A 17,116-nucleotide genomic window follows, 5' to 3' on the forward strand; every position below is an offset into this window, starting at 1 on the left:
ATGACAACTGCAAATAGAGTACCAATCATTTGTTTATCTGTCATTGTACTCATGCGGTTGAAGTACAACATCAAACCAGAACATTCGCTAACCCTTGAAAATGAAAAGGCTGCATATCCCTTGCTACTAAAATATAAGGTTGTGGTTAGCTCTTATGTATAAAAAAGATTGGGGAACCGGATGGCTCCCCTTTTGAATTTAAAGGCTCTAAGCGAAGTCAGTATCCGTACCCTCCGTACCCGGAAGTAGTTGCCGTCGCTGTCGGGGTCACGATTACTTTTCCGTGTACTATGCTGGGATGGATTGTACAACTATATTCAAATGTTCCGGCTTGATTAAATGTGTAGCTAAACGTACCTCCTGAACTTATACTGCCTGAATCAAATGCACCCGATACGGATGTTGCAGTATGCGGAACGCTATCGCTGTTTGTCCAGGTGACGGTTGTTCCTTTAGAGATTGTTACGGTTAGTGGATTATATGCGAAACCTTTAATCTCTACGGCTACCCTTGCTGGCGTCGGTGTTGGTTGTGCAGAGGTTGTGGCTGCGGTTATGGTTATAGTTTTTTCTTCTGACCAGTAATTTTTCCCATCGATAATGGCATGCGCCCTGAAATAGAAGATCCCAGTCTTGCCTATGGTTATGTTCCCACTGAAATCAGCGGGTATTGTTCCCTTCTGAACCGTGGTGAGCATGGGATAGCTCGTAAGCGTCAGAGGCTCGGATTTCGAATCCGGACCATAGTGAACCGCAGTGTGATTGATATTCTCTTGTACGGGGCTGTTGACCCTCCACGACACCATAAAGCTCTGACCTGACACTGCTGTTGCAGGTGCACTTAAAAACTCAACAGTGTAACCGGTTATTGGGGGTGTCGGAGTAGGCATGGGCTTTGTTACTATTGGTGTAGCTAATGGTGTAGCTGTAACAGTTTGAATTGGTGCTGTTGAAGTGGGTGCAGTTTGGTTACCTTCAGTTGTAGAACATATTACCGTTTGATCATCAGCATTAATCCATGAAACAATTTTCAAATCTCCCTCACTTATTGTTGCCTTATACATAGCTGCGGGTGTAATAGCTTTATCACACTGCTGGCTGATTTCTTGGATTGATTTCGCCACTTCATCTTTTGACCAGTAGGTGACTATTATCTTAGCATTGGGATGTTCTTTCATAAACTGCTGGACTTCAGGTAAAGCCTTGACTACCGAAGAAACATCCTGACCACCTGTACATCCTGAAGTTATAATCGCTAATCCTACAATTGCTATTACTAAATATAAATTATATTTCGCCATAGTACCACCAAAGATAAACTAATTTAATATAATATAAAACTGTCGATTATTTAATTAATGCATTGATTACAGGTATAAATAGAGCCGTCCACTTCAAATAGCATGCAGATTAAGTTTAAATTAGGCTGGTAGCATTTTTACCACTAATCCCCTACAAGCCTCTAACTCCATGCAGCTTAAAGTTAAGTGACCGTTACTTTTACGTATTTTATTTGCATACTATAGATCGCAAGGACTGAACCAATGCGAATCCCCTCTAAAATTCGGTTTGTTCTCAGTCCTGTACTCATGCGGTTATGATACTGTGAGATGAATAACGGCATAAACATGTACGGGAGATTGTGATGAGTGACGAATTCAATTTAGACTTGTTGAATGAGAGTTTAACCTGTGATTATTGCGGTAAAACATTTAAGACTCATCGGGCTCTGCATGCTCATATGAGATTCTGTGAAGAACGGGAATTTTCAAGGCGCCCTGCGGGGTGGTTCTAATGCCCTTTAATAAGCGTCCCTGCAAAATTCCCACGAAGTGCATTGATTAATCTTCCCGGGCAGTTGCCGTTAATAATCTCGCAGTTCATTTTATTTTCCATGAGAAAATGCGGGAGTTGTGCATCCACACATGTCTCTTTCCCTATGAGTAGAGACGCTTTGAGTTCCTTTTCCAGTACACCGTTTAAGTATATTCCATCCACATCCGTGGCTTTTATAAACCTGGCTTCAAGCTTCAATGCAACCCATGCAGCAATCGTATCAGAGCTTACATCCCAGGTATGAGGAAGCTCGTCCTTTTTCTTCAGGAGATTATATGGCAGAAGAATACTTACCCCCTCATCAATGTCCAGGCTGTCGACAAGTTTCGCATCAGTCCCGCTGCCAAGATAATAACCATACTGCTCCATGGCAAGAACAGCCATCCAGTGAGCGGTCTCCTGCGATGCTTTCACTTTTCGTACCGTATCTGCAAAGATCGAGCCGCCGGGAACTATCAGGATTTTCCCACCCTCAGCACTTGAGTACTCGATTATTTCATTTACAAGCTCCCTTGCCCTGTGAATCAGGCTTCCTCCGAGCTTAACTACTATCATGCGTTTTAATTAAACGGCAGTATTTAAATATGTAATGGCAGATATGGCTATCAATGCGAACCATAGACTGGGATTATGAAAAAAACAATATTGTCATGATAGACCAGACCCTCCTGCCCGGAGAATACAAAATTATTGAATGCAGCACCATCGAATCCCTGTGTGAAGCCATAAGCATGCTTCGCGTGAGGGGCGCCCCTGCCCTCGGGGTTGCCGGGGGTTTTGGCGTGGCGCTTTCTGCATTCAGAAGCAATGCCTCTTCATTGAATGCTTTATTGGAAGAAATACAAGCCGCAGGAAAAACTATTATTGCCACAAGACCCACCGCAGTAAACCTTTCATGGGGTGTGAAGCGGGTCATGAGGGCAATAGAGGATGCCAGGAATCTCAAGGAAGCAAGGATGTTCGCCCTGGAGGAGGCAGGTGCAATCGCGGACGAAGACGTGGAGAAGAATATGAAGCTGGGTGAGCACGGGGCAGCTTTGCTTGAGGACGGGGATACCGTAATGACGCACTGCAATGCAGGAAGACTTGCCTGCGTGGACTGGGGAACTGCACTTGGTGTTATCCGCTCAGCCCGAGCGCAGGGAAAAGACATCAGGGTCGTTGCGTGCGAGACCCGACCTCTCAACCAGGGGAGCAGAATTACGGCATGGGAATTGCTGGAAGATAAGATTCCGGTAACGCTTATCACGGATAGCATGTCCGGCACTGTGATGCGAAAAGGAATGGTGGATAAGGTGATTGTTGGGGCTGATCGGATTACGCAGGATGCTGTGTTCAATAAGATCGGGACATATACTCATTCGGTGCTTGCAAAAGAGCACAAGATTCCGTTTTATGTGGCTGCGCCTGTATCTACATTTGATTTTGAGCACCTGGAAGATGAAATCGAGATAGAATTGAGAAAACCCCAGGAGTTAAAGTTTTTCGGGAATCAGCAGATAGCGCCTCTCGATGTTGAGGTGTACAATCCTGCATTCGATGCAACCCCCATGGAAAATGTTACTGCCATCATAACTGAGAATGGCATATTCTATCCTCCCTTCCTGATCGATGAAGTCAGGATAACTGTTTAATTCTTTAAATTCGTACTATAGTCCCGAAATCTTTGACTTTATACCATCCATTCGGCATGGGAAAACGAAATAAAGTTGTAAAATTAACAGATAAAAAGATATTTCGTACAAAAGAATAAATTGCATGCAAATACATAGAGCGCATGTGTCAAAAATCGGAATAACCGCCCTAGTACCCCCTGAGTTGATATTTGCATGTGCAGGCGAGCCGTTAGATGTTAATAATGGCATACCCGCATCCAAGAATTACCCGAAGAACAAGCTGTGCGCCTGGACGGCTATCTGGCGGGAGATGCTGGTAAAAAGAGAAATAAAAATCGATTCTCTCATAGTGGTTGCTGGCGGTGACTGCCATAATGCCCTCGTGGACGGACAGAAAGCTGCGATGAGCGGGATTCCAACTCACTTTTTCTTTTATCCTTTCGACGGGGATGAGCAATATTTAGAGTCGCAGTTGTATAAACTATCATCCTTTCTTGGGAATATTGAATATCCTGAAAAATTCAGGGAGATTAACAGACTTAAAAAAATAGGGCACAGGGTCGATAAGAAAAGGCTCAATGGTAAAATATCGGCAAGCGAAGCATTTCGTATCCTGGTTTCTTTCAGCGACCTCATGGGCGATACGGATAAATTCCGCAAGGCAATGGAAGTCAAAGAGGAAAATATTGTTCTCAGGAACAGGGTAGCATTGATCGGCGTTCCTCCGATATATCATGATTTCCATGAAGCGGCGCAATCACTTGATCTGGCGATAGTATTTGATGAACTCCCTTATGAATTTGTAAGGCATACAGGAAATGATATAGCCGAGGTAGCGCAGGATTACTGTGATTATACCTTTGCAAGACCGCTTGATTTCAGGATAGAATTCCTTCAAAAGGAACTGGAAAAAAGAAAGGTGGACGGGGTTATACATTATACCCAGTTCGCATGCCACCATGTGCTTGAAGACGAGATCCTGAGAGCGAAACTGGATTATCCCATGCTGACAATTCAGGGAGACCTGCCCGGTAAAACACCGGAACAGATAAAATTGCGGCTTGAAGCATTTCGGGAGGTGCTTGAGAGGTCATGATTAAACTGTACGAAAGTTTAATCAAAATAAGGGGTATGCTTCTCATACCCCTGTACCAAGTAAAGCGGAGCGTCGCTTTATGATTGGACTTGATGTGGGAAGCACGACTGCAAAAATTGTCAGAACTGTGGACGGGGAGATTAAATACCAGATAACAGGGACGCATAACTGGAAAGACCTTGTAAAAGGAACAAAAAAAGAGGATATAATTTCAACAGGATATTTTCGCCACTCAGTTCCACATAAAGCATCGGTGACCGAAATAACCGCAGCGATTTTCGGCGTTCGCCATTATTTCCCGGAGGCAGATGTGATCGTGGATATAGGAGGGCAGGATACAAAGGTGATTGATGTCAAGAAAAATAATTTTATGATAAACGACAGGTGCAGCGCGGGCACAGGGGCATTCCTTGAGTTTGTGGCAAATTATTTCAAAATAGACTTAAAGGATTTGAGCAGGCTTCATTCAAGGGCAAAACGCATTCCTGAAATCAACAATACATGCGGCGTATTCGCAATCTCGGAGATGATTTCACAGCTCGTGGCAGGCTATTCAAAGGAGGAGGTTATAGCAGGGATGCATTATGCTTTTGCGCGCCGCATCTCGTTTATGATACCTGAGGCGGAAACAATTGTTCTGATAGGAGGGACAGTAAAGAATAATGGGATGGTATCGGCTCTTCGGGATATCCTCAAAAAGGAAATACTGATACCTGATGAACCCCAGATTGTGAATGCGCTGGGGGCGCTGGAGTATTATTCTTAGCTCGCCATTGGCATCAATTTTTTTACACTGTCCGGCGCCTCCGCAGAGTACAGCGCCTTCGTTTCCTCAAAGAGGGCGGCGCGGCGGGCGGGTGGGGTGGTAAAGGAGATGCGGCGGATTCGTTGCTCAGGTCGCCATTACTTCTACCGGAATATTCACTTTTTTATCGATTGAAAGATTCAATTTTTCAAATCCGATGACCCTGTTATCCTTATTTTTTTTGAGTATTACTTCTTCTCCAGTTTCTTCGCTTATGAATTCTTTCTCAGGGTCATCAAATCATACATCAAGGGTGTTTGATTCGCTGTTAACTAATACTCTAATTTTTTGCATATCTGGATATGCTCAACGTCAAGAAGATTTTTTTAGTTTTCTGGCTTTTGTTAGGGTATCCAATCCTTTCACAAAGTCACTTTCCGACAAATTCAACGGAATTCCGATTTCCTGAAGTTTATATATAAAAATTCTCTTGGGCAGACTTGCTATTTCGGATGCTTTTCCCAATGAAACCGAACTATCGGTATATTTTCTGATGGCTTTTCTTAGTTTGTATTCCATATTATTCATAATGACTTTCTTTTTACATTTCGATATTCTTATATGGAACAGCTTTTATTTATAAAACATTGTAACATATAGTATAAGGATATTAAGGTCACTAAAACCCCACCTAAACTAATAAACACAAAAAGGATTCGATATGGAAAGTTATTATTCAAATAATACTCAATATAAATCAATCAACTTTATTTTAGATGTTTTCTCAACTGAAATTTTCGAGATAATCACATGGATGAGGCGACCTGTGGTTGGCGCTGTCGACTATTTACGTTCAATGCGCAGACTGTATGCTGTCCAGAATGAACTGGACCAAATTTTAAATGTGGATTATAAAACCAGGGAAAAATTACTTAATGCTTTGACAGATATCGTTTCTATCAATATCTATGAAGAAGACCTTGAAGAAATCGAAAAAAGATTGGAAGATAAAATCTCGGAATTGAAGGATTTCGATGAATCTTTTAAAAAATTGAAATCCTTTACAGCTAAACTGGATACACGTCAGCAATATGAAGTTTATAGATTGTCTTTGATAAAACTTAACGGGAGAATCTCTTCTATAAGGGATGAAATAAAATCGAAAATTTGGGATAAAAAAGAAAATACCAGCCAGTTATTAGTCCTTGACCAGATGTTTTTTTTAGTTCAAGAATTCGTAAAAGAAGGTGTAAAAAATCCAGAAAAAGTTGAGCTGTGGACAAGGATAGCAGTCTCATTGCTTAAACTTGAAGCTTTTCACAGGGGCAAAATCACATTTGATGAGCTTCAGGATTATATCTCTGAGTTAAGCATCCTAAATTTAAAAGTAGAATCTATCCCAAGGAATTATAATGCCATTTTTGAAGTGTTAGAGGCATGAGATGAATTTTTCCCTAGATACAAATATAATTTTAGGGATAGTTAACAATGGAGACAGGATTCATAAGTTGTCGGTTGCATTGATAAAAGATAAACGAGATGAGCAACTGGTTTTATGTAAATCTGCAATAAAAGAATCTCATAATGTTTTGAGGAATAAAATAAATGAGATTCTGGTGGAAATTTTCAAATTTTTTCCCGATATTTATCAAAACCCGACTCTCAGTTCAATGGATTCGCAGGCTTTGCTTATCGAAAAATTCAAGAAAATAATGAATAAAAAGCCCGGAATTACGAATTTCCTGATTCTGGTTTTTCATGAAATCTCTCTTTTTCTAAAGGATCACGATAGAGAGGATCTTCCCTCTTTTTTATCAGAACTTTCCATAAATCTATCAGGATTGATTCTCCTGAAAATAGGCGAAATCCATCCGAATTATGAAATAAAAACCTTAAATTCCAAAAATCTTGCCAATGTTAAGAAATCACTTGCTGAAATCCACTTTAAGGATTCCTATGACGAACGGATTTTTCTGGAATTGATGACAAATTTGAACGAAATCAAGCCGATTGAGTTCTTTTTAGATGACAGGGAGTTTGCAAAGAATTGCAAAAAAGGTTTTACGAATATAGCCAATGACTTGAGATTTCAAAAAGAGGCATTTTCATGCAAATTATTGAAGGATTATAATCCCAGTTCTTAAACATTTTTTTATGTCTCTTCTCCAGATTTGGGCTTTCCAGTTTTCCCCGAAATACTCTCCTCGACAATCCTTATTTCATCATCAGTCAACCCATACAGCTTGTAAACAATCCTGTCAATCAGCCCATCCGTCGCCTCAATCCCCTTCATAAGCGGCGCAAGTTTGCCTGCGGAATCGTTATACCAATCCTTCAGGATTTTATAATTGTTAGGATTTTTGGGGTCGTATCCAGCCTTTAGCTTCTTCTTATTTTTGACAAGCACATCTATTAGATTCTGGAACTCATGGCTATAATATTCCTGAATTGCGGTCTTATTGGATAAATCATCAATAGAAGCGCCTATCTCTCCCTTCAGGAAATCCAGAAAGCCCTTTATCTCCGCATTTTTCTTCTTGTTCATCGATCATTTGCTCAGCCAGATAAGCGAGCAGGTCATGTACCACATCGCTCTCCTCGGCATCGAGGCGCGTGCCTACGAAACCAAAATCTTTTGACTGTCCGGCGCCTCCGCAGAGTACAGCGCCTTCGCCTCCTCAAAGAGGGCAGCGCGGTGGGGTGGGGTGGTGAAGGAGATGCGGGAGGAATTAATCGTATACATGCTTTTTGTGGCGTATATATATCGCAAAATAAGACTTTTGTCTATCACTTCAACCTTTCTCTCACCAGACCCGCCGACCCCTTCGAACTGAACGCCCTGAAAAATATCAGGCTTTCGGCATAAACAAGAGCCTCAATCGCCCTCTCCGTATCCTCATCCACGCTGTAAATCCTGTCAAAGAACTCCCTGATAGCGAACTTGCAGTTGCTCCCGAAGATCTCCTTATCTTTCTTGCCCGGATTTTTCGCCCGATACGTTTCAAGCGTCCAGTTCCACATGTCCCTGTACAGCTCCGGCTCATACACTTTCAGCACATTAAACACGATGTCCTGCCAGAACGTAGCCACATTCCCTTTGATAATATCGCCCTTGGGGAACTCCAGGTTTATGAGTTCTCGCGGCGTGCCTGTAATCCCGTGCTGTGCAATCCCAACGTTCAGGTTATTGTCCCGTAATGCTTTCGCAACAGCCTTTGTCTGCGGGATGTTGATGGATACCTGCTCAATCACGTTCCCGTGCTCATCGTATACATTCCCGTGCACGCTTCCGTTGGCAATAGCAATAACCTGGGGATGCACGCCGTTCCCGTTCAGAGCCTTGATGAACACGACCGCTTCCTCGGGCTTTGTAAGCACAAGACCATGCTCATCCTTCCTTCCGATCTCGCCAACCTCAACCTCAAGCCCGAACTCCTTTCCCTTCATTCTTTTTTCTATGTGCTTTGCCAATTCGGTGGTAACTTGGATATTCTTATCTAGCTCCTCCCGCAGGTTCTTTCCCTCAAAATTAAAGAGATGAGAAGCATCTATTGCGAACGAGGTGTAGTCTGCTTCTATCTGGGCGTCGATCAGTTTTTTTGTATCATCTATTTCTTTGGCATCGCCTTTCTTGACCGTGATGTGGTCTGCATGGAGCGCCCATACATCGCATTCCGTATCCACAGCAGCCTTTCTCACCCTTTCTGAAAAAGCCTTTGGAGTAAGCCCGGTGTATCCGCCTTTTAAGTCGCATTCGGAGCGCGCAAGTTCCATAAACACAGCTGAATCCGTATCCCTTGCAGCCCTGAAGATGCCGCGGGCGACCGTGGTAACCCTTGTGTTTGTCGCCATGATTATCATTCTCCTGCCGACGATGCTGTTCAGAATGGTAGAACCAGAAATTGGTGCAAAATCACTTTCTTTCATACAAACTCTCTAATATCATCATTGCGCCATAAGCTTTTCAATCAGGCTGATTTCCTTTTTACCTCCTGCGTAGATTGGAGTCAACTCATCGATAGCCAGAGGCTTAATAGAAAGGATATTCACTCTTCCGTTGCTGATTGCCCCCCCAGCTTCGGTTATTATCTTCCCCATGGGGTTTGCCTCGAATAACAGACGCAGCTTTCCCTTTTCTTTTCCTTTGAATCCCGGATAGGTGAAAACCCCGCCTTTGTGGAGAATCTGGTGCATGTCTGCCACGAAAGAGCCGGAAAAGCGCAGTTTATACCCCCCCTTCTCAAGATTCTCAATAAACATGGCGTGTGCTGGCAGGTAATCCTTTCGAAGAGCGCCGGGTGCATATATTTTCCCGTCCGGGATTTTAACATCCCTCTGAGTAAGATTGAATACCCCTTTTTCATCCATGACAAAATCATGCACCCCATTGCCTGCCGTCAGCGTTAGCGTGGTCAGGGGCCCGTAGAGGATATACATCGCTGCAAGCATGTTTTCCCCTTTATCCAGCACATTTCCAGGATAAATCCCTATAATCGTGCCGACGGCAAGGTTCACGTCTATCAGGGAAGAACCGTCAAGTGGGTCTATGACCACCCCGAATTCGTTTTTGGGATTATCGATTTCGATAATATCAGGCTGCTCTTCCGTAGCTATATACCGCACTAGCCTTGTTTTTTTTAATCCGCTAATCAAAACCTCATCGGCCCATTTGTCAAGAGCCATCTGCTCCTCGCCGTAGATATTCTTTGTCCCGGCTTTATTCTGTCCTCGGAGGAAGCCGCTCTTTATTGTTTTCCCCTGCTCGCTGAAGAACAGGATTAACTCTGACAGTCCGGGTTCGGTATTGCTCTTTGAAAGAAAATCTTTGAGGTTGATGCTTCCACCCTCTTCGTTATTCTTATTACATTTTAATGCAACTTGGTCTAAATAGTTATCGTTTTGTGTCCTGTATTTATTTCAAAAACTTTAGGAAAGTTTTATCAAACGGGGGGTATGCTGTGCATACCCCAACACTGCAAGCCGAAGTTTCGGCTTGCAGTCAAGAAAAATTTATATACCGTTGATTTTAATAAAGAGATGGTGTTATATGGGTACTTTCGAAAAATTGAAAATAAAGGATTACAAAGCTACCGGGTATGCCCTGCTCATTGCAGGTTTGATACTTATAATCTGGGCGGTTTATTCAATGTACAATGTATATACAGGGGCAACGCCACCTCCTTCGGTGATTGAAATGAACAGCGTCACCCTATCGCTGCCAACAGGAGCAAACACACCGCAAGCGCAGGCCGAGCTGATTTCAGGCAGGGATTCAAGCAAGCTCGTAAACATGGGTATATGGTACGCGCTTATGTTCTTTGTAGCCTCCGCAGGCGGAAGGATTGGAGGGATGGGCGTCAAGCTGATAAGAGAGATAAAGGTGGAAGTGAAGAAAGAGGATTAATGTCACTCTTCCACCTGATGCTCTTTAAACAGCTCCCTGCATCTTGCTTCCAGCAGGTCATTCCCATTACCAAGAAACTCGGCTGCCGTCAGTAATTAAGAGCTGTCAGAGTATTAAAGATCGAGTAAGGAAAAAGTCGATTGGCATGAAGAGGACGAAAATAATTTTCCTGGGGATTATAGGTGCATTATTTTTACTTCTGGGACTGTACTACCGTATTTACGACCCGGCTAAAAGTGATATCTCTTATGAATATCTCGGCATAGGGACATGGTCTGCCGGTCTCATATACTACACGCTTTTCCAGAAGTATAAAGAGGTAACTTCGCTTGTTTTAGGTCTCTTGATACTGCACTCAGGCGTTGTGCTTCTATTCCAAAACGCCTCGCATCAAAAACTTCTTGGTCTTCTTGTTTTTACCGCAGGGATTCTTGTGGTGCTAAATTGCGGTTTTTCGGATTATTTAAAAAGGAGAAAAGCGGAAAAATAATCAGAGTTTCTTATCCTCTTTCATTGCCCTCAGAAGCTCAAGCACCGAATACCCGGCTCTTGTAACTCCCATACTCCGGTTATCCGTATCTGTTCCGGCAAGGTATAGGTTTGGAAGGGGCGATCGCGGCCCGGCAAAATAGCCGTTGAGGGTTACAGCAGCCTTTTCTGGGATTGTCACCTGGTAATGGGTCATTTCAATCCTGTTCTCGATTCCCGGAAGTGCGCGCAGGATCAATTCAAGCGCCCGTTTCTTTTCGCCTTCGATATTCTGCTTATCGTCAATAACGAAGGTGAACCCCACAAGCTGCTTACCCTTTGGCGCAATGCACACATCGTAATTGCTGATAGGCATAGCCCAGTATGCGCCGTCCTTGAACCATATCTCAGACCCCATGTAATCAAATTCCTTCATTTTTTCACTCAAGCCCAGCCAGATAGTAAGACTCAGCGTCTGGTCGATGCGGGAAAGTTTTTCTTTATAATCGGAAGGCAGCGAGACAAAAGATGCCAGGCTTTTTACAAACCCTGTATATATGACAGCATCGGATGAGAAAGAATCGCTATCTGTGGCAACTCCTGTTACTTTTCCGTTCTCCGTAAGTATCTCCTTTACCCTTGAATTTGTTTTTATCTGCACAGTTCTGGGCATCGAGTGTAAAACCGCATTTAAAAGTGATTTCAGACCGCCGCGCGGGTATGCCTGCGCGTAAGCTATTTTATTGGTCGCAAGTCGGCTTAAAGCTGAAAGATGACCTGTCAGCTGGTATTTTGACAGCCTGTCGGTTATCATGGAGGAGTATGATGAATTCTCCTGGACAGCCTCAAAAATATCCTCAGAAACGCTGTCCCTGACAAAGCTGCTCCCGTATAATACGCGATGAACCGATGTCTCTTTCATGGATTTTCCAGAAAGGGAATAAGCTATTGCATCCACAAAATCATATGTGTCCTTGGACAGCCCTTTTGGCAGGTAATCGTACACCGACTGATTGGCATCCAGCATCCCGAATGTAATCTGTGTAATGGCTTTTGTCAATGCCTGTGAAAGCAGGAGCCTGTCTTTTCTGGGCAGGATATCAAAAGTGACAAACTCTTTGATATTGGAGGGCAGTTTCGTAAGACCTTTCTCTGTGCGCACAAAGTAATGCCCAAAATCCAAAAACAAAGGTATGTACGTGAAATATTCATCCATCAGTCGCCGCAGAGGCCCCTCACGCAGGTGGGTTATAGCATGCACGCCTGTATCCACCTGGAAACCGTCCACGGTGTAGCTGTTGCAGTTGCCTCCCACGATGCTGTCTTTTTCAAGCACGAGGACTTTCTTCCCGTGTCTTGAAAGGGTCAGGGCTGATAGGAGACCGCTTATGCCTCCTCCTACAACGATTACATCATATTCCGCCATATTAATTCTACACTACATTAGTTCATTGTTGAAAAATCTTGCTGTAAGATTCTTTTCCAAGTCTGTTAAGCCTTCGTAAGAATCCGCGTACAACCTGAATAAATACCACATATAATGGAGCAATCTGTCCGCCAGAGCGTGTTCTTCCTTCTTTAATTGCGGACAGGACAGACCCTTCATCCGATTCTGCTTCTATTTCCGTAAACCCGAGACCTATTGTTGAAAGCATGTGGGAATCGCTTCCTCCGACTCCAGATTTTCCAAGAGCCACAGCCATCTCTTTTGCTTTCAGGTTTTCCCCGAATATGCACCTGGAATTGAAGGTTTCGACTGCATCCACGTCGAGCCCATCCACATTGCCGATGCTTCTCACCTTGAAAGGATGCGCCGCTATTACCACAGCGCCCTTTTGATGGGCAATCCTGATAGTTTCCTGCGGCGAAAGGTTTGGCTGGATATTTTCTGTTACCCCGAGTATGATAAGATGCCCCCCGGTTGTTGAAACCTCCACTCCTGAAAGCACAAGCAAAGGCAGGTTCAATTCTTTTGCCCTCCTCCTGGCATGAAGGCTTCCTTCCACTGTATTGTGGTCGCATATAGCAATCCCGTCAAGCCCTTTTTTTACAGCCTGCTTCAGGATGTCGTCCACTTTCAAGCTGCAGTCAGTTGAGTGGTTTGAATGGATGTGCAGGTCGAAGCGCATACGTTTACTTTTGCCTCCTGCTTGGGCACAGCTCAGCAAGCATGCAGGCGCCGCATCTCGGCGCTACGGGTCTGCATATATCCTGACCAAAGCGCACAAGGAGTTCGTTGATGTGGCGCCAGTGCCTTTTTAAGAGCACTTCTTTGAGTCTTACCTCAGTTTCCTCCGGCGTCTTCGTGTTCACAAGCCCGAGCCTGTTTGAGATTCGGTGCACATGGGTGTCAACAGCTATCGCATCCTTGCCGAACCCGTAAACCAGTACACAATTGGCTGTCTTTCTTCCCACGCCCGGAAGCGAGAGCAGCGTATCCATATCGTCAGGTACTTTGCCCTTGAAATCGTTACTGATAATCCGGGCTATTTCCTTCACGCGCGGCGCTTTCACACGATAGAACCCAACCGCGCGAATTAATTTCTCGATATCCACAACATCTGCCTGAGCAAGAGCGCCGGGTGAGCCGTATTTTGCAAAGAGTTTTTCTGCTGCCCTATCAGTGACCTCGTCGCGGGTGCGCTGGGAGAGGACTGTGGCAATGAGCACTCGGAATGGGTCAGATGAGTGGAATTTGCCTGGAGGGTAGCGCTTTTTGAGGCGGGAGATAATTAAATCAATTGTCATTCGATTAGCTTCTCAATCGCTTCTGCGAACTCGTACAGGTCATCAATTTCTTCTTTCAGGTAATGGTAGGCTCTTGAATCATCCACCTTGCCATATCGGTGAACCAGAAGATTTCTGAATCCTACCATATCTTCGAGCCTCTCCGATAGTTTCTTCGGAATTATTTTGTTATCAGCAAGCTTTCGTATCGCATCCCTGTTATCCTTTGGAAGCCCAAGACCTTTGCCGGCGATTATCAGGTTGCAGATGTCCAGAATAGTATCGCAGGCAAGCTGGAAAGTTCTCTCACATGCTCTTCTTGTCCGGCGCTCCTCTATATATTCATCTTCTGCGCCAGGTATATCCTCATCAAGTTCTGCGATATAAACCAGAAGCTCACTCAATTTATCCTTTATCCTTTCAGCATCCATGTTAAACCCTTACTCTCCTGCTCATTTCCCTTATTGCCTTGTTGTAATATTCCCTGTATCTCTTGTAGCCTGCATACTCTAGATCGTTCTCTTTGAAAAGAGTGAGCAGATGGTACATGTCCTTTGTGTAAAGCACCTTTCCCTCCTCTGAAATCCTTTTTCTGATGTGAACCGGCAGTTCGTGGTACATTGAAATGTCAACACCCGATGGCATGGCAGAATCAATGGATAATCTCTCTCTCAGACTGAGTTCTCTTGAAGGGATGATGCAGATGTCTATGTCCCTCCCTGTTTTTCCTCTTGCACGCGAGCCGAAAAGCAGAACGCTGTGGATAAAGTCGAAGCTCTTCAGTGTCACAAGAATTTCGTCTGTTTTTGGTTCGGTTTTTGTGCTTTTACTTTTCATTTTGTTTTTATTCCCTCAACACAATATCTGCCTGTATTAATTACTATAATTCTTTCATTATGTTAATAATCTTGCCTCAGAAAAGGGGGGAAGAGTCGCGTAACTTATTTTACCCCGCACCGCATCTATCACGAAATAATGACCCTCGAATGCACCGCCTGCAAAGGCACAGGCTTGATAATAATCAGCGAAAAGGAATGCCCCGACTGCAAGGGCTCAGGCAAGACAAAGTCCATAAGCCTTGAAAAACTCTCGGAAAAAGACATCGGCAAACTCATGGCAGGAGGAATGACATGCACCGCTTGCAACGGAACGGGCAAAATTTCAGTCACAGAACCATGCAAAACCTGCGCCGGCAGGGGAAAGTTCTTCACATGCACGGTCTGCGGCAAGGAAACCACGAAAGGAGACCTCTGCGAAAGCTGTGCTAAAAAACCTCTTGTGAATATTCTCAGTCCTGAGTGCGACACCCGCGAGCTTGAGATCGGGAAGATTTACGAAGGAAAGGTGCAGGGGCATGCTAACTTCGGGGTTTTCGTGGATTTGAATCCCCAGCTTCGAGGACTTATTCATTCAAGCAACATCAATTTCACTCCTGAAATCGGCGATAAGCTCTTTGTCGAAATAAGAAACATAGCCTCAAACGGCAATATCGAATTAATCCCACGCAGCCTCAAGGAATACCAGGTGATCGAGGTTGAAAAACAACTTCCTCGAAGGAAGACCACAGAACTCTCAAAATACCTTGGCAAACTCGTCCATCTCTCAGGCGAGGTAATCCAGATAAAACAGACAGGCGGCCCCACAATATTCACAATCTCAGATGAAGACGGCACGGTGCAGTGCGCTGCTTTTGAGAAAGCAGGTGAGCGGGCTTACCCTGAGATAAAGTCAGAGACCATCGTAAAAATCTTCGGCGAACCCTCAATGAGGAACGGCGCCATGCAGGTGGAGATCCGTTCCATGAAACCGCTGTGGGGAGGGGATGCCACAAGTATTAAAGAGCAGATAGAATCCGCAATCGACAAGCGGGCTGAACCACATGATACCGAGTTCCTTGTAAAGAGCGATGTGCTGGAAAAACTCAAGCCCAGGATGCGAAATGCTGCAAAACTGATCAGGAAAGCAGTTTTTAAGTCCCGCCCGATAGTCATACGGCACCACGCCGATGCAGACGGCATCACTTCGGCTATCGCTATCGAGCGCGCGCTCCTGCCCCTGCTGCGGGAAGTCGGAGGCTCCGATGCAGACCGGCACTTCTACAGGCGCTCTCCTTCAAAGGCGCCGTTTTATGAACTGGAGGATGTGACAAAAGACCTCACCTTTGCACTCGAAGACCAGGAGAGATTTGCCCAGAAAATGCCCCTTGTGGTATTGATGGACAACGGGGCGACAGAGGAGGACATGCCAGCTATGAAACAGGCGGCGATTTATGGCGTGGATATCCTTGTCATTGACCATCATCATCCCGACGGTACGATAGATTCTATGGTGCTTGAGCATGTAAATCCTGCCTATGCAGGCGGAGACTTCGGCATAACCACAGGCATGCTGGGAGCCGAGATTGCAAGGATGATAAACCCTGAAGTCACGGAAGAAATAAAGCACCTGCCGGCGGTTTCAGCGGTCGGGGACAGGTCGGAGGCGCATGAAGCAGAGCTTTATAAGTCTCTGATAGCAGAGAAATATAAACCAGAAGAGCTAAAGGAGATGGCTCTTGCCCTGGATTACGAGGCGTTCTGGCAGAGGTTCAACGATGGGCGGGGGATGATGAACGATATTCTCAACCTGGGCTCTAATGTCAGGCATCAGCAGATCGTGAAATTATTGTGCGAGCAGGCAAATGCGGCGATTACAGAGCAGCTTGAGGCTTCGATGCCCAATGTAAAAACGCAGACGCTGCCCAACGGCGCAATATTGAATGTGATCGACGTGGAGAACTATGCCCACAAGTTCACCTTTCCCCCTCCGGGCAAGACAAGCGGGGAGATACATGACCGCCTGTGCACCAAATACAGCGGGCAGCCTGTGGTAACGATAGGATACGGTCCTGATTTTGCAGTGCTGCGCTCAAGGGGTGTTAAGATGAACATCCCGCAGATTGTGAAAGAACTGCACGGCGAGATTAAAGGTGCGGGCGTGAGCGGAGGAGGGCATCTTGTCGTAGGGAGCATAAAGTTCGTGGAGGGCATGAGAAAGGAAGTGCTGGCGAAGCTGGCGGAGAAGATAGGGGCGGCAGGAACCCGATGAAAAACTTTAGGAAAGTTTTATCAAGGAACTTTGGGAAAGTTCCATCAAAAACCGTTGCGCCGCTTTACTTCGCAGACACGTATGCCCACAGGCATACGTGGATACAGCGTGAACCGATGTTTCGGTTCTCAAACGACG

Annotated in this window: 19 protein-coding genes; 8 read left to right on the forward strand and 11 right to left on the reverse strand. The window is 44.8% G+C overall.

Annotated features, from left to right (window positions below; genetic code table 11):
• Nucleotides 1-217 precede the first annotated feature (217 nt).
• Together O8C68_00650 and O8C68_00655 are read right to left on the reverse strand one after the other, a co-directional pair.
• Nucleotides 218-1,300 (reverse strand): cupredoxin family copper-binding protein, encoded by a 1,083-nt coding sequence (locus O8C68_00650; GenBank protein MCZ7394309.1) that lies wholly within the window; start codon nucleotides 1,298-1,300, stop codon nucleotides 218-220.
• Between the two features lie 490 nt (nucleotides 1,301-1,790).
• The gene (locus O8C68_00655) at nucleotides 1,791-2,390 is read right to left on the reverse strand and encodes an amino acid kinase (protein ID MCZ7394310.1); all 600 of its coding nucleotides are present in this window, start codon (nucleotides 2,388-2,390) and stop codon (nucleotides 1,791-1,793) included.
• Nucleotides 2,391-2,443: 53 nt separating this feature from the next.
• On the opposite strand from O8C68_00655, the gene O8C68_00660 reads away from it, so the two are divergent.
• From O8C68_00660 to O8C68_00670, 3 genes are all read left to right on the forward strand, one after another.
• Nucleotides 2,444-3,469, forward strand: a complete 1,026-nt coding sequence (locus tag O8C68_00660; GenBank protein ID MCZ7394311.1) for an S-methyl-5-thioribose-1-phosphate isomerase — start codon at nucleotides 2,444-2,446, stop codon at nucleotides 3,467-3,469.
• A gap of 145 nt (nucleotides 3,470-3,614) precedes the next feature.
• On the forward strand, nucleotides 3,615-4,547 hold the full coding sequence (locus tag O8C68_00665) for a 2-hydroxyacyl-CoA dehydratase family protein (GenBank protein MCZ7394312.1): 933 nt from the start codon (nucleotides 3,615-3,617) through the stop codon (nucleotides 4,545-4,547).
• A 79-nt stretch (nucleotides 4,548-4,626) separates the two neighbouring features.
• Complete coding sequence (locus tag O8C68_00670; protein ID MCZ7394313.1) at nucleotides 4,627-5,313, forward strand: acyl-CoA dehydratase activase; 687 nt, start codon at nucleotides 4,627-4,629, stop codon at nucleotides 5,311-5,313.
• Nucleotides 5,314-5,664: 351 nt separating this feature from the next.
• On the opposite strand, the gene O8C68_00675 is transcribed toward O8C68_00670, so the two are convergent.
• Nucleotides 5,665-5,871, reverse strand: a complete 207-nt coding sequence (locus O8C68_00675) for a UPF0175 family protein (protein MCZ7394314.1) — start codon at nucleotides 5,869-5,871, stop codon at nucleotides 5,665-5,667.
• Between the two features lie 142 nt (nucleotides 5,872-6,013).
• Here O8C68_00675 and O8C68_00680 point away from each other — a divergent pair, with 142 nt between their 5' ends.
• Both O8C68_00680 and O8C68_00685 read left to right on the forward strand, forming a co-directional pair.
• Nucleotides 6,014-6,733: a hypothetical protein gene (locus tag O8C68_00680; protein MCZ7394315.1), complete on the forward strand. Its 720-nt coding sequence runs from the start codon at nucleotides 6,014-6,016 to the stop codon at nucleotides 6,731-6,733.
• Nucleotide 6,734: 1 nt separating this feature from the next.
• Nucleotides 6,735-7,436: a hypothetical protein gene (locus tag O8C68_00685; GenBank protein MCZ7394316.1), complete on the forward strand. Its 702-nt coding sequence runs from the start codon at nucleotides 6,735-6,737 to the stop codon at nucleotides 7,434-7,436.
• A gap of 8 nt (nucleotides 7,437-7,444) precedes the next feature.
• Here O8C68_00685 and O8C68_00690 read toward each other — a convergent pair whose 3' ends face one another.
• From O8C68_00690 to O8C68_00700, 3 genes are all read right to left on the reverse strand, one after another.
• Nucleotides 7,445-7,837, reverse strand: a complete 393-nt coding sequence (locus O8C68_00690) for a hypothetical protein (GenBank protein MCZ7394317.1) — start codon at nucleotides 7,835-7,837, stop codon at nucleotides 7,445-7,447.
• Between the two features lie 242 nt (nucleotides 7,838-8,079).
• On the reverse strand, nucleotides 8,080-9,219 hold the full coding sequence (locus tag O8C68_00695) for a class II fructose-bisphosphate aldolase (protein MCZ7394318.1): 1,140 nt from the start codon (nucleotides 9,217-9,219) through the stop codon (nucleotides 8,080-8,082).
• Nucleotides 9,220-9,237: 18 nt separating this feature from the next.
• The gene (locus O8C68_00700) at nucleotides 9,238-10,041 is read right to left on the reverse strand and encodes a fructose-1,6-bisphosphatase (protein MCZ7394319.1); all 804 of its coding nucleotides are present in this window, start codon (nucleotides 10,039-10,041) and stop codon (nucleotides 9,238-9,240) included.
• Between the two features lie 298 nt (nucleotides 10,042-10,339).
• On the opposite strand from O8C68_00700, the gene O8C68_00705 reads away from it, so the two are divergent.
• Nucleotides 10,340-10,696: a hypothetical protein gene (locus O8C68_00705; protein ID MCZ7394320.1), complete on the forward strand. Its 357-nt coding sequence runs from the start codon at nucleotides 10,340-10,342 to the stop codon at nucleotides 10,694-10,696.
• Nucleotides 10,697-10,841: 145 nt separating this feature from the next.
• Complete coding sequence (locus tag O8C68_00710; protein MCZ7394321.1) at nucleotides 10,842-11,186, forward strand: hypothetical protein; 345 nt, start codon at nucleotides 10,842-10,844, stop codon at nucleotides 11,184-11,186.
• On the opposite strand, the gene O8C68_00715 is transcribed toward O8C68_00710, so the two are convergent.
• The 5 genes from O8C68_00715 to O8C68_00735 are packed head-to-tail and all read right to left on the reverse strand — an operon-like array spanning nucleotide 11,187 to nucleotide 14,728.
• Complete coding sequence (locus O8C68_00715; GenBank protein ID MCZ7394322.1) at nucleotides 11,187-12,590, reverse strand: NAD(P)/FAD-dependent oxidoreductase; 1,404 nt, start codon at nucleotides 12,588-12,590, stop codon at nucleotides 11,187-11,189. It abuts the gene before it with no gap.
• A 22-nt stretch (nucleotides 12,591-12,612) separates the two neighbouring features.
• Entirely contained in the window at nucleotides 12,613-13,293 is a 681-nt protein-coding gene (locus tag O8C68_00720; protein MCZ7394323.1) for a PHP domain-containing protein, read from the reverse strand.
• A gap of 4 nt (nucleotides 13,294-13,297) precedes the next feature.
• On the reverse strand, nucleotides 13,298-13,912 hold the full coding sequence (locus tag O8C68_00725; protein ID MCZ7394324.1) for an endonuclease III: 615 nt from the start codon (nucleotides 13,910-13,912) through the stop codon (nucleotides 13,298-13,300).
• Nucleotides 13,909-14,322, reverse strand: coding sequence for a DUF86 domain-containing protein (locus tag O8C68_00730; protein MCZ7394325.1), 414 nt, complete (start codon nucleotides 14,320-14,322; stop codon nucleotides 13,909-13,911). Before O8C68_00730 ends, O8C68_00725 begins: the two co-directional genes overlap by 4 nt.
• A 1-nt stretch (nucleotide 14,323) precedes the next feature.
• Nucleotides 14,324-14,728 carry a nucleotidyltransferase domain-containing protein gene (locus O8C68_00735; protein MCZ7394326.1) on the reverse strand — a complete coding sequence of 135 codons (405 nt, stop codon included), beginning with the start codon at nucleotides 14,726-14,728 and terminating at the stop codon, nucleotides 14,324-14,326.
• A 138-nt stretch (nucleotides 14,729-14,866) separates the two neighbouring features.
• Here O8C68_00735 and O8C68_00740 point away from each other — a divergent pair, with 138 nt between their 5' ends.
• Nucleotides 14,867-16,978 (forward strand): DHH family phosphoesterase, encoded by a 2,112-nt coding sequence (locus tag O8C68_00740; protein MCZ7394327.1) that lies wholly within the window; start codon nucleotides 14,867-14,869, stop codon nucleotides 16,976-16,978.
• Nucleotides 16,979-17,116 lie beyond the last annotated feature (138 nt).

It is taken from the genome of Candidatus Methanoperedens sp., assembly GCA_027460525.1.
Taxonomy (GTDB): Archaea; Halobacteriota; Methanosarcinia; order Methanosarcinales; family Methanoperedenaceae; genus Methanoperedens.